This is a genomic window from Banduia mediterranea, assembly GCF_031846245.1.
Lineage (GTDB): Bacteria > Pseudomonadota > Gammaproteobacteria > Nevskiales > Nevskiaceae > Banduia > Banduia mediterranea.
Genome location: NZ_JAVRIC010000043.1, coordinates 1 through 12,477, shown reverse-complemented (window position 1 = coordinate 12,477; position 12,477 = coordinate 1). Strand labels below are relative to the sequence as shown.

Annotated in this window: 8 protein-coding genes and 3 tRNA genes; 4 read left to right on the top strand and 7 right to left on the bottom strand. The window is 64.3% G+C overall.

Going from position 1 to position 12,477, the window contains the following annotated elements:
- Positions 1-42 precede the first annotated feature (42 nt).
- The 7 genes from fusA to RM530_RS18020 form a co-directional block, all read right to left on the bottom strand.
- The gene (gene fusA, locus RM530_RS18050) at positions 43-2,145 is read right to left on the bottom strand and encodes an elongation factor G (protein WP_311366657.1); all 2,103 of its coding nucleotides are present in this window, start codon (positions 2,143-2,145) and stop codon (positions 43-45) included.
- Positions 2,146-2,186: 41 nt separating this feature from the next.
- Complete coding sequence (gene rpsG / locus RM530_RS18045; RefSeq protein WP_311366656.1) at positions 2,187-2,660, bottom strand: 30S ribosomal protein S7; 474 nt, start codon at positions 2,658-2,660, stop codon at positions 2,187-2,189.
- A 56-nt stretch (positions 2,661-2,716) separates the two neighbouring features.
- Positions 2,717-3,094 (bottom strand): 30S ribosomal protein S12, encoded by a 378-nt coding sequence (gene rpsL, locus RM530_RS18040; RefSeq protein WP_311366655.1) that lies wholly within the window; start codon positions 3,092-3,094, stop codon positions 2,717-2,719.
- A gap of 422 nt (positions 3,095-3,516) precedes the next feature.
- On the bottom strand, positions 3,517-5,391 hold the full coding sequence (locus RM530_RS18035) for an ATP-binding cassette domain-containing protein (protein ID WP_311366654.1): 1,875 nt from the start codon (positions 5,389-5,391) through the stop codon (positions 3,517-3,519).
- A 171-nt stretch (positions 5,392-5,562) separates the two neighbouring features.
- Positions 5,563-7,146 (bottom strand): OpgD/OpgG family glucan biosynthesis protein, encoded by a 1,584-nt coding sequence (locus RM530_RS18030; protein WP_311366653.1) that lies wholly within the window; start codon positions 7,144-7,146, stop codon positions 5,563-5,565.
- Between the two features lie 34 nt (positions 7,147-7,180).
- The gene (gene tesB, locus RM530_RS18025) at positions 7,181-8,062 is read right to left on the bottom strand and encodes an acyl-CoA thioesterase II (RefSeq protein WP_311366652.1); all 882 of its coding nucleotides are present in this window, start codon (positions 8,060-8,062) and stop codon (positions 7,181-7,183) included.
- A gap of 31 nt (positions 8,063-8,093) precedes the next feature.
- Complete coding sequence (locus RM530_RS18020) at positions 8,094-9,008, bottom strand: cation diffusion facilitator family transporter (protein ID WP_311366651.1); 915 nt, start codon at positions 9,006-9,008, stop codon at positions 8,094-8,096.
- Between the two features lie 81 nt (positions 9,009-9,089).
- Between RM530_RS18020 and hrpB the strand changes: the two genes are divergently transcribed.
- The 4 genes from hrpB to RM530_RS18000 all read left to right on the top strand — a co-directional run bounded on the left by hrpB (position 9,090) and on the right by RM530_RS18000 (position 11,996).
- A complete protein-coding gene (hrpB, locus tag RM530_RS18015; RefSeq protein WP_311366650.1) occupies positions 9,090-11,546 on the top strand; it encodes an ATP-dependent helicase HrpB in 2,457 nt (818 codons plus the stop codon).
- 114 nt (positions 11,547-11,660) lie between these two features.
- Positions 11,661-11,746, top strand: a tRNA-Tyr gene (locus tag RM530_RS18010).
- Between the two features lie 62 nt (positions 11,747-11,808).
- A tRNA-Gly gene (locus RM530_RS18005) sits at positions 11,809-11,882 on the top strand.
- Positions 11,883-11,920: 38 nt separating this feature from the next.
- Positions 11,921-11,996 (top strand) — tRNA-Thr (locus tag RM530_RS18000).
- Positions 11,997-12,477 lie beyond the last annotated feature (481 nt).

Here is a 12,477-nt window from a genome sequence, read left to right as displayed (position 1 = left end):
GACTGTTCTCTTATCTCTGACCCAGTTTGATTCGGGTACGGGTTAAGCGGCTTCTTTCTTCATCAGGGTGGCGGCGATGTTGCTCGGCGCCTCCTGATACTTCTTGAATTCCATCGTGTACGTCGCGCGGCCCTGTGACATCGAGCGCAGCGTGGTCGAGTACCCGAACATTTCGGACAACGGCACTTCGGCATTGATGACCTTGCCGGAATGACCGTCTTCCGAACCCTGGAGGACACCACGGCGGCGCGAAAGGTCGCCCATGACATCACCCATGTAATCTTCCGGCGTCACCACCTCGACTTCCATGATCGGCTCGAGGATGACGGCATTGGCCTTGCGCGCGCCTTCCTTGAAGCCCATCGAGCCGGCGATCTTGAACGCCATTTCGTTGGAGTCGACATCGTGGTACGAACCGTCGTACAGCGTGACCTTGACGTCCTCGATCGGGAAGCCGGCGATCACGCCGTTCTTCATCTGTTCCTGGATGCCCTTGTCGACCGCACCGATGTATTCCTTCGGAACCACGCCACCGACGATCGCGTTGACGAATTCGTAACCTTCGCCCGGCGCCTTCGGCTCCAGACGCAGCCACACATGGCCGTACTGGCCGCGGCCGCCGGACTGACGCACGAACTTGCCTTCCTGCTCGACGGTCGACTTGATCGTCTCGCGGTAGGCCACCTGCGGCTTGCCGACGTTCGCTTCGACGCCGTACTCGCGCTTCATGCGGTCGACGAGAATTTCCAGATGCAGCTCGCCCATGCCGGAAATGATGGTCTGGCCGGATTCCTCGTCGGTGTGGACGCGGAACGACGGATCCTCGATCGCGAGCTTGGACAGCGCGATACCCATCTTTTCCTGGTCGACCTTGGTCTTCGGCTCGACCGCCTGCGAAATCACCGGCTCCGGGAACTCCATGCGCTCAAGCACGATCGGCTGGTCGAGATCGCACAGCGTCGCACCGGTCACGATGTGGGAGATGCCGACGCAGGCAGCGATGTCGCCGGCGCGCACTTCCTTGATTTCCTCGCGCTTGTTGGCGTGCATCTGCAGGAGACGACCAATGCGCTCCTTCTTGCCGGTCAGCGGGTTGAGCACGCTGGAACCGGCTTCAAGCACGCCCGAATAGACGCGGATGAAGGTCAGCGAACCCACGTACTTGTCGGAGGCGATCTTGAACGCCAGCGCCGCGAACGGCTCGCTGTCGACCGCATGACGCTCGAGCTTCTTCTCGGAATCGTCCGGATCCGTACCGACGATCGCCGCCACTTCGTTCGGCGCCGGCAGGTAACGAATCACCGCATCCAGCATGAACTGGACACCTTTGTTCTTGAACGCCGAGCCACACATCATCGGCACGATCTCGAGCTTCACGGTGCGCTCGCGGATCGCCTCCATGATCTCCTCGGCGGTCAGAGCACCCCCTTCGAGGTACTTGTCCATCAGCTCTTCGGAGGATTCGGCGGCCGCTTCCAGCAGCTTCTCGCGCCAGCTGTCGGCAGTCGCCTGCAACTCCGACGGAATGTCACGAAGTTCATAGGTCATGCCCATGTCTTCTTCGTTCCAGTAGATCGCCTTCATCGTGATGAGGTCGACCACACCCTGGAAGCCTTCTTCCGCGCCGATCGGAATGATCAACGGAATCGGGTTGGCGCCCAGGCGCAGACGCATCTGCTCGACGACCTTGAAGAAGTCGGCGCCGGTGCGATCCATCTTGTTGACGAAACCGATGCGCGGCACCTTGTAACGGGTCGCCTGGCGCCAGACCGTCTCGGACTGCGGCTGCACGCCGCCGACCGCGCAATACACCATGCAGGCGCCATCGAGCACACGCATCGAGCGCTCGACTTCGATCGTGAAGTCGACGTGGCCCGGGGTGTCGATGATGTTGATGTGATGCTCTTCGAACTGCTTGTCCATGCCCCGCCAGAAGCAGGTGGTCGCAGCCGAGGTGATCGTGATGCCACGCTCCTGTTCCTGCTCCATCCAATCCATGGTCGCAGCACCGTCATGGACCTCGCCCATTTTGTGGGAGACGCCGGTGTAGAACAGGACGCGCTCGGTGGTCGTGGTCTTGCCCGCATCAATATGTGCGGAGATTCCGATGTTCCGGTAGCGCTCGATGGGGGTCGTGCGGGGCACGGCAATATCCTCTTGAGGAAAACCTCAAAAAATCTTGTGGGTTACCAGCGGAAGTGCGAGAAGGCCTTGTTGGCTTCCGCCATACGGTGCGTGTCTTCACGCTTCTTGACCGCGGCGCCGCGATGCTCGGAAGCATCCAGCAGCTCGCCGGCCAGACGTTCGGCCATGCCCTTCTCGCCGCGAGCACGGGCCGCGTCGATGACCCAGCGCATGGCCAGCGTCGTACGGCGCACGGCGCGAACCTCGATCGGCACCTGATAGGTCGCGCCACCGACACGACGCGACTTCACTTCGACGGCCGGACGGATGTTGTCCAGCGCAGTCTCGAGCACCGGCAGCGGTTCGTCGAGGCTCTTCTTTCCGGCGATGATATCCAGCGCACCGTAGACAATCTGCTCGGCACGCGACTTCTTGCCGTCTTCCATGATCATGTTCATGAATTTGGCGAGAAGCTCGGACTTGAACTTCGGATCCGGAAGGATCCTGCGCTGTTCTGGCTTGCGACGACGGGACATGACGCGATTACCTGATTAATGACGGGGCTGCATCGAGACGGGCACGAAAACGCCCGTCAGTTACCTTTGGGGCGCTTGGCGCCATATTTGGAGCGGCCTTGGCGGCGCTTGTCGATGCCGGCGCAGTCGAGCGCGCCGCGGACGGTGTGGTAACGCACGCCGGGAAGATCCTTGACTCGGCCGCCGCGAATCATCACGACCGAATGCTCCTGAAGGTTGTGCCCTTCACCACCGATATAGGAGATGACCTCGAACCCATTGGTCAAACGGACCTTGCACACCTTGCGGAGTGCGGAGTTCGGCTTTTTCGGCGTGGTGGTGTAGACACGAGTGCAGACGCCGCGCTTCTGGGGGCTACCCGTAAGCGCCGGCACCTTCGACTTGGCCGCCTTCGTGGAGCGACCGCTGCGCACTAACTGATTGATCGTAGGCACGAAAGGAACTTCCCGACTTATGAAAGAGATGGCGGGCCGACTTCGTGTTTACGGAATCGGCCCGCCAGACAAGGGCGCGCAATATAGTGAGCCGCCGGCCCATTGTCAACATCCAAGCTCTTCCAACAGCAATTCCAATTAGTGCCCGTCCAGAAACGCCCGATTTCAGCTGCATTCCCGCAGTGACCGGTAGCGACTTGACGAGTTTTACCGGATTCGTGGCGACCGGTAGGCACGGGGCTTGACGATGAGCCGATTTCGCCTGCTGCGACCGACACCGCTTTCCTGACAAGCCTGGCTTGTCGTCGATGTTTTTATCGCCGTTTGTCTGAAAACATCAGCAATATCAACTTATTATAGTTTCTGGACGGAAACCACCTGCGGCCATTCTTCGCGTCTTTGTTGCGAGGCCAATAGCCTTTTCAGGCTTCCAGTTGCTCCGAAACCTCCAGCCACTGTTCCTCGACCTCGCCGAGCTGTTTGCCGAGCGCAGCCTGTTCCTGAACCAGCTTGGACAGGCGACCGCGCTGCGCGTCTTCGTATAGCGCGGGATCGGCGAGCGCGGCTTCGATCTCGGCGAGCCGCTTGGACAGCTTCTGCATGTCTTGGTCGAGCTTGCGTTGTCGATCGCGCAGGGGTTTGGCTTCCTGACGTCGTTCGGCGGCGCTGCGACGCTGGTCGCGCGCGGACGGACCGCTGTCTTCGGCGGCGCTGCTGTCGGGGGCGCGATGGCGACTCACCAGCCACCGTGCGTAGTCGTCGAGATCGCCATCGAAATCCTGACAGCGTCCGTCGGCCACCAGCCACAGTTTGTCGCAGGCGGTGGACAGCAGGTGACGATCGTGCGACACCAGAATCACCGCGCCTGCGTAGGCCTGCAAGGCCAGCTCCAGCGCGTGGCGCATGTCCAGGTCCAGATGGTTGGTCGGCTCGTCCAGCAGCAGCAGATTGGGGGTACGGTAGACCACCAGCGCCAGCGCCAGCCGCGCCTTTTCGCCGCCGGAGAACGGGGCGATCGCTTCCAGTGCGCGGTCGCCGCGAAAGTTGAAGCCGCCCAGAAAATCGCGCAGCGCCTGCTCGCTGGCTGCCGGGTCCAGACGTTTGAGATGCAGGATCGCGGACGCGGCCGGGTCGAGCTGTTCGAGCTGGTGCTGCGCGAAGTAGCCGATCTTCAGATAGGGGTCGCGTTTGAGTTCACCGCCCTGCGCTGCCAGTTCGCCGGCCAGGGTGCGCACCAGCGTGGACTTGCCGGCGCCGTTGGGCCCGAGCAGGCCAATGCGGTCGCCCGGCTGGATCGAACGCTTGATGCCGCCGAGGATGGGCTTGTCCGCGTAGCCGGCGCGCACGCCGTCGAGCTGGATCATCGGCGAGGGCAGCCGTTCCGGCGTCGGAAACTCGAAGCTGAATTCGGAGTCCAGATGCGCCGGCGCGGCCAGCGTCATCTTCTCGATCATCTTGATGCGGGCCTGCGCCTGGCGGGCCTTGGTGGCCTGGGCACGAAAGCGGTCGACGAAGGATTGCAGGTGCGCCATGCGGCGTGACTGCTGTTCGTAGGCGGCGCCCTGCTGCGCCAGTTTCTCTGCGCGCAGGCGTTCGAACTGCGAGTAGTTGCCGCTGTAGAGCACGGCGCCGCCGCCCTCCAGATGCAGGGTGTGCGAACACACCGCGTCCAGAAATTCACGGTCGTGCGAGATCAGCAGCAGCGTGCCGGGATAGTGGATCAGCCAGTCCTGCAACCAGATCACGGCATCGAGGTCGAGGTGGTTGGTGGGCTCGTCGAGCAGCAGCAGTTCGGAGCGGCACATCAGCGCCCGGGCCAGATTGAGGCGCATGCGCCAGCCGCCGGAGAAGTCGGCCACGGCCTGTTCCTGTTCGCCGCCGGAAAAGCCCAGGCCGTGCAGCAGCTTGCCGGCGCGGGCGCGCGCGGCGTAACCGCCGATGGCGTTGAGCCGGTCATGGCAGTGGGCGATGGCATTGATGTCGTGGCCGGCTTCCGCCTCGGCGAGTGTGCGTTCGAGCATGCGCAGTTCGGCATCGCCATCCAGCACATAGTCGATGGCCGGCAGCGGCAGCGCCGGCGTTTCCTGAGCAACCGATGCGATCTCGATGTTTTTCGGCAGCGAGACCTCACCGTGATCGGTGGTCAGCTGTCCCAGCACCAGCGCGAACAGGCTGGATTTTCCGGTGCCGTTTCTGCCGACGACACCGAGCTTCCAGCCGGGATAGATCGTCAGTGAGACATCGTCGAGCAGCTTGCGCGGCCCGCGGCGCAAGGCAACCTTGGTGAAATTGAGCATGCGCGCAGTGTAGTGCCAGACGCGGCCGTCGTACGCGTCTGGCTGCGACCCCGGTACTTCCGAAGTCGCGCCCCAGGCAAACCGTCGGCTCGAATGTGATTCGCGCAGGACGGAAATCCGGAAGCTGACGCAATCAACCTGCCGAAACAATCTCTGCGTGGTGCGTCCGCCCTACTGGAAGCGTCGCTCGTCCGCGGGTGGCGGCTGATACTGATACACCCAGGTCTCGGTCAGCGGCTGATCGCCGAGCTTGAGGTAGACGCGCAGATCGATCGGCTCCATGGAATCGTCCGGTACCAGATCGAACATCGCGCGCCGGCCGCGAATCTCGTGCAGCGGCCGCGCTGAAGTGATCTCGATGCGTCCGCGCGAGGCGGTGATCACCGGCACGACCTTGGCATCCGGGCCGATCATGTCGAGCACACCGCCGGAAAAGTCGATCGCGAAACGCCAGGAGAAGTACTTGCGCGGCTGGCCGACGACGCCGCCGATGCCGCTGCGTGTGGCCTGCGTGGTCGCCAGTTCATACGGGACGTCCGGCGGCGTTTCGCCCCAGTTGAGGCGATAGGACAACAAGTGCTCCTCGCCCGGCGCAAACGGGGCTTCCGGATTCCAGAAGGCGACGATGTTGTCGAAGGTTTCGTCGATCGTGGGAATCTCCACCAGCATCACCGCGCCCTTGCCCCACTCGCCGCGCGGCTGCACCCAGACGCTCGGACGCTTCTCGTAGAACACGCCGTCGTCCTGGTAATTGTCGAAATCGCGGTCGCGTTGCAGCAGGCCGAAGCCTTTCGGATTCTCGTCGAGAAACGAGTTGATGCGTAGATGGCGCGGATTCGCCAGCGGCCGCCACAGCCATTCGCCATTGCCGCGCCACATCGCGAGGCCATCCGTGTCATGGATTTCCGGGCGCCAGTCATTGGCCATGCGCCGGTCGTTTTCTCCGGTCTGGTACATGCTGGTCAGCGGCGCGATGCCGAGCCGTTCGATCGGTTTTCGCGGATACAGCGCCACGTCGATGTCCATGACCATGTTGCGGCCCGGATGCAGATCGAAGACATAGGCGCCGGTGGTGCTCGGCGAGTCCAGCAGGGCATGGACCCGCAGGTGCGTGGCGCCGTCCGCCGGACGTTCCAGCCAGTAGGCCGAGAACATCGGGAATTCCTCGGGGCGGTCCATGCCGGTGTCGATGGCGAGCCCGCGTGCGGACATGCCGTACTGCATCTTCTCGCCGACGGCGCGGAAATAGCTGGCGCCGAGAAAGGCGGCAAGGTCGAGATTGAAGTTGGTGTGGAACTGGATGCGGAAGCCGGCATAGCCGAGATCGGCTGGCAGATCGCCGAGCGGAGCGTCGCCGTCGTATTCGAAATAGTCGCGGTCGTAACCGATCTGCTGGGCCTCGCCGTCGACCACCTCGTACATGTGCACGGGGGTCTTGAAGAACAGGCCCAGATGGAACAGCTGTGCGCGAAAAGCGCTTTCGTCGGTGTTCCACAGTGATTTTTCAGGGCGGAAGCGGATCGACTGATAGTCGTCCCAGGACAGCTTGCCGAGGGACTCCGGGAGCTCGTCCTCATGCGATTCGAAAGGGCGCGCTGCCAGATCGCGGGCGTGGCCCTTGAGCCAGGCGTAGTCGAACGGCTTCTTCTCGCCGATCGGGCGAGCGCCGGCCTGACCGGACAGCAGCAAGGCCGGCACTGGCAGGCCATAGGCCGCAAGCGTCATTGCCGATTTCAGCACGGTACGTCGGTCCATCGATGGGGCTCCGGGCGCGAAACTTGGGGTGGGTTCAGGCTTGCTGGGGACGACGGCGAACCAGACCTTCCTGCGCGGCGCTGGCCACGAGCCGGCCCTCGTGGTCGTAGAACAGGCCGCGCGCGAAGCCGCGCGAGCCGTACGCGGACGGCGAGTCCATCGCGTACAGCAACCAGTCGTCGATGCGCAGCGGTCGGTGAAACCACAGGGTGTGATCGAGCGAGGCCACCTGCACGTCTCCGGAAAAGCCGAAATGGCCATGCGGCCGCAGGGCGGTTCCGATCAGATGAAAATCCGAGGCGTAGGCGAGGACGCAGGCGTGCAGGACCGGATCGTCCGGCAGCTTGCCGGCGGCGCGCAGCCACACCGATTGCATCGGCTCGCGCGGCACGTTGGCCTTGGCCGGATCCAGCGGCTGAATGTGGCGGATCTCGATCGGCATCGGCCGCAGAAATGCCGCGCGCGATTGTTCGGGAATGCTGTTGCTCTGGCTGACCAGGGCCACTCGCAATTCGTGCTCGTCCGGCAGTTTGTCCGGCGGCGCAACCTCGGGCATCTCGAAGGCATGATCGAAGCCGTCTTCCGAACGGTGAAAGGAGGTGATCATCGACAGGATCACCTCGCCGTGCTGAATCGCCTGTACGCGCCGTGTCGCGAAGCTTTTGCCGTCGCGGACCCGGTCCACCTCGTAGATGATCGGATGGGCCATGTCGCCGGGGCGCAGGAAGTAGGCGTGCAGCGAATGCGGCGTGCGCGAGGCATCCACGGTACGGCTGGCCGCGACCAGCGCCTGGCTGACAACCTGCCCGCCGAACACGCTGTGTCCGCCCAGATCACGTGACAGCCCGCGGAAAAGGTTGCGCTCCAGCGCTTCGACGTCGAGCAGTTCGACGAGTTCCCTGAGGACTTGGTTCATGATTTTTCTATGTTGTTGCGAATTCGATGCATCAGCGCGAAACGCGCTCCCGTCCCACGGCACGGGGCGTGGGCAAGGCGACTTCTTCTACCGGTTCCGGTTGCAGCGTGACGTGTTCGACGCCGAAGCCTTCGTCCAGGCACACGCGCAGGGCTTCCAGGATCGGTGGCCATTTTCTCAGGTCGCGCAGCACGACGTGGGCCGACAATGCGATTCGGTCGGAATTGACCTGCCACACGTGCAGGTCGTGAACCCCCATGACACCCGGTGTTTCGGCCATGGCCTTGCCGATTGCGGCGATGTCCAGATGGCGCGGTACGCCCTCCATGACCACATGCAGCGCATCACGCAGCAGGCCAATGCTGGCAAATACGATCAGTACACAGATCAGCAGCGACAGGATCGGGTCGATCGGTGTCCAGCCGGTCAGCCAGATCACCATGCCGGCTGCGACGGCGGCGATGGAGCCGAACAGATCGCCCATCACGTGCAGGACGGCGCCGCGCGTATTGAGATTCTGATGGCTGTGCGAGAGCGTGCGCAGCACCACGAGGTTGACCAGCAGGCCGATGGTCGCGACGCCGATCACCGCGATGCCCTGCACCGCCACCGGCTCGCGCAGACGCTCGATCGCGTGGTAGACGATGCTGCCGACGATCAGCAGCATTGTCAGCGCTGACAGCAGCGCGGCCACGACTTCGGCGCGGCCGTGGCCCCAGGTGTGATTGTGGTCGGCAGGGCGGCGCGCCAAGCGGGCCGCGACCCAGGCCATCAGCAGGCTGCCCGAATCCGTGACCATGTGTCCGGCGTCACCGATCAGCGCCAGCGAGCCGGCCCACCAGCCCGTGACCGCCTCGACGGCGGCGAAGGCGAGGGTGATCCACACCGCGGTCGACAGCGCTGCTCCGGCGCTGTGGTCGTGGCTGTGGTGTTCGTGCTCATACATGGGTACATGATAGGCCGCGACGCGCTTGCGCGATAATGGCCGCCCCGATTCGAATCCTTAGCCGAGAAGCCGCAAGCCATCATGGCGCATCGCCCCCGCCTGCCCCAACTGCCCGCGCTGGACGCCTTGCCCGCGCTGCGCGAGGCACTGGCACGGCAGGGTCGTGCCGTGTTCGCGGCCCCACCGGGGTCCGGCAAGACCACGCTGTTGCCGCTGGCGCTGCTCGACGAGCCGTGGCTGCGCGGCCGACGCATCCTCATGCTGGAGCCGCGGCGCGTGGCGGCGCGCGCCAGCGCCGCACGCATGGCGACCCTGTTGGGGGAAGCGCTTGGCGACACCGTGGGGTATCGCATTCGCTTCGAGCGGCGCGTATCCGCGAAAACCCGGATCGAGGTGATCACCGAAGGCTTGTTGACGCGGCGTCTGCACGCCGATCCGGAACTGCCCGGTGTCGGTCTGGTGATCTTCGACGAGTTTCATGAGCGCAGCCTGGACGTCGATCTGGCTTTGGCGCTGACGCTGGATGCGCGCGCCGCAATCAATCCCGAACTGCGTGTGCTGGTGATGTCCGCGACGCTGGACATGGCGCGGGTCGCCGCGCTGTTGGGAGAGGCGCCGCTGGTCGAGGCCGGCGGTCGGCAGTTTCCGGTGGATCTGCGCTACCGACCGATCGCGCCCGGCGCGGATCTGGGCGAGTCCGTGGCGATCGTGGCGAGCACGGCTCTGGACCAGTCGAGCGGCGACGTGCTCGCGTTTCTGCCGGGCGCGCGCGAAATCCAGCGCGCGCGCCGACGTCTGGAGGCTGCATCCGTGGACGCCCTGATCTGCCCGCTGTACGGCGAACTGTCGAGCGCCGAGCAGGACGTCGCGTTGCAGCCTGCGGCCGGTGGCGGGCGCAAGATCATTCTCGCCACCAACATCGCGCAAACCAGCCTGACGGTGGAAGGCGTCAACACAGTCGTCGATGGCGGCTATGCCCGCGTCGCACGCTTCGATCTCGGCTCCGGGGCCAATCGTCTCGAAACCTTGCGGGTCTCGCGCGCCTCGGCCGAGCAGCGCGCCGGCCGCGCGGGACGTCTCGGCCCCGGTGTGGCCTGGCGGCTATGGAGCGCCGATCAACACGCGGCACTTCCCGCGCACGATACGCCCGAAATTCTCAGCGCCGACCTCAGCCGCTTCGCGCTGGAACTGGCCGCCTGGGGTGTGTTCGATCCGGCGCGCCTGCCCTTGCTGGACGTGCCGTCAGCGGTACGCTGGAACTACGCGCGGGAACTGCTCGAACGGCTCGGCGCGATCGATACCGACGGACGGATCACGCCGCAGGGCCATCGCCTGTTGGCGGTGCCGGCGGCGCCGCGTCTCGCACACATGCTGCATGCAAGTCCGGATCGCGCGACTGCGGCCTGGGTGGCCGCACTGCTGGACGGTCGCAGCGCCGGCCCGGTCGATCTCGAACTGCGCTTGCGCGAAGCGCAGCACGGGCCGGGCAGCGCCCGCCTGCGCGACGGCGTCCGCCAGTTGATGCGACAGGGCGAGGCCGACGCGGGTCCGGATGATCGTCCGAATCCCGCCTTGCTGGGGCTGACGGTGGCTCAGGCCTTTCCGGAGCGCATCGCGCGTCGGCGCGAGGCTCAGGACGGGGTGTTCCTGTGTGCCGACGGCGCCGAGGCGCGGTTGCCGGCCGGCGATGCACTGGCACGCACGGACTGGTTGGCCATCGCGCACTGGGATCCGGCGCCACCGCGTCGGATTCGTCTGGCGGCGGTCTTGAACGAGGTCGATGCGCGTTCGGCGCTACCACCGTCACGGAGCCGTGAGGTTTATTGGCATGCGGCAGCGCAGGCAGTGGTCGCCGAGGAACGGGAATCGCTGGGTGCGATCGTGCTGAGCGCGAAGCCGCTCGGCGGGGACGCTGGTAATGAGATTGGTGCGGCGATGGTCGAGGGCATCCGCCGCCTCGGCATCGACTGTCTGCCCTGGACCGAGGCCTCACGGCAATGGCAGGCGCGTGTGGAAAGTCTGCGGCGCTGGCGCCCGGACGAGGCCTGGCCGATGGTCGACGACGCCAGTCTGCTGGATTCGCTGGACGACTGGCTGCTGCCGCATCTGTCCGGCATGAGCCGGCGCGAACATCTGGCGCGGCTGGATCTGCGGACGATACTGGAATCGCGGCTCGACTACTCGATGCAGCAGGCCTTGCTGCGACGGGCGCCCACCGGCATCCCGGTTCCGAGCGGTTCCCGTCCCGGCCTCGAATACTTCGCCGATGGGGCCTCGCCGGTGCTGGCTGTCAAACTTCAGGAAATGTTCGGCTGCACCGAGACGCCGCGGGTCAATGACGGGCGCACAACTGTGAGTCTGCACCTGCTGTCGCCCGCAAGGCGGCCGGTCGCGGTTACACAGGACCTCGCAGGCTTCTGGCTCGGCGCCTATCACGACGTGCGCAAGGATCTGCGTGGCCGCTACCCCAGACACCCCTGGCCGGAAGACCCCTTGGCCGCGAACCCGACAGCGCGTGCCAAGCCGCGCGGCACCTGAGTTCGCCCTGGTTTCGAATTGTCATCGAAATTTCCTTGACGGGCGGCCCCTCGGTCACGAGAATACGCGGCTCGCTCGGCCCGGCCGGTTGCGAAAACCCGGATAGCCGAACGGGGAGGGGTACTCAAGCGGTCAACGAGGGCAGACTGTAAATCTGCTGGCTTATGCCTACGTAGGTTCGAATCCTACCCCCTCCACCATCCTGTTACGCGCCATGCGCGGCACAGGTCGGAACCTCGCGGTTTGGGAGTGGTTGGCGTAGGCGGGAGTAGTTCAATGGTAGAACCTCAGCCTTCCAAGCTGATGATGCGGGTTCGATCCCCGTCTCCCGCTCCATGATCGACGGGATGTTGTAGAGAGATGGCGTCAAAGCGGCCCAGCTAGCTCAGTCGGTAGAGCACACCCTTGGTAAGGGTGAGGTCACAGGTTCGAATCCTGTGCTGGGCACCAGAATTGAGGTGGAGTGATCCACCAAGGCTGGAGGAATCAGGATTCGAGCCTGTGACCTCCAATCAGTGCATCGCACAGCGATGGCGAGCGGAGCGAGCAATCGCAAGTTCGAATCCTGTGCTGGGCACCAGAATTGAGGTGGAGTGATCCACCAAGGCTGGAGAGATCAGGATTCGGACCTGTGACCTCCAATCAGTGCATCGCACAGCGATGGCGAGCGGAGCGAGCAATCGCAAGTTCGAATCCTGTGCTGGGCACCAGCGTGAGGTGGACGATGTCCACCAAGGCTGGAGAGATCAGGCGCGCTCTGATGCTCCAGATGCAGTACCAAAGTGGAGATTCTGCGACTCCGGAACCCATCGGGCGCTCGCGAAGTCCACTACAACCAGTTCCGCCACAACGGCGGTTTTTCCGACCCGCGATGAGACTCCATCGGCGGGTGGTTTCTTTGGCTAAGAAAATTTAAGGACGGAGCGTCCCG

Bases quoted from the DNA above. Each gene is read 5' to 3' on its own strand.
- rpsG (WP_311366656.1), bottom strand. From the start codon at position 2,660: ATGTCCCGTCGTCGCAAGCCAGAACAGCGCAGGATCCTTCCGGATCCG.
- RM530_RS18035 (WP_311366654.1), bottom strand. From the start codon at position 5,391: ATGCTCAATTTCACCAAGGTTGCCTTGCGCCGCGGGCCGCGCAAGCTG.
- RM530_RS18030 (WP_311366653.1), bottom strand. From the start codon at position 7,146: ATGGACCGACGTACCGTGCTGAAATCGGCAATGACGCTTGCGGCCTAT.
- tesB (WP_311366652.1), bottom strand. From the start codon at position 8,062: ATGAACCAAGTCCTCAGGGAACTCGTCGAACTGCTCGACGTCGAAGCG.
- RM530_RS18020 (WP_311366651.1), bottom strand. From the start codon at position 9,008: ATGTATGAGCACGAACACCACAGCCACGACCACAGCGCCGGAGCAGCG.
- hrpB (WP_311366650.1), top strand. From the start codon at position 9,090: ATGGCGCATCGCCCCCGCCTGCCCCAACTGCCCGCGCTGGACGCCTTG.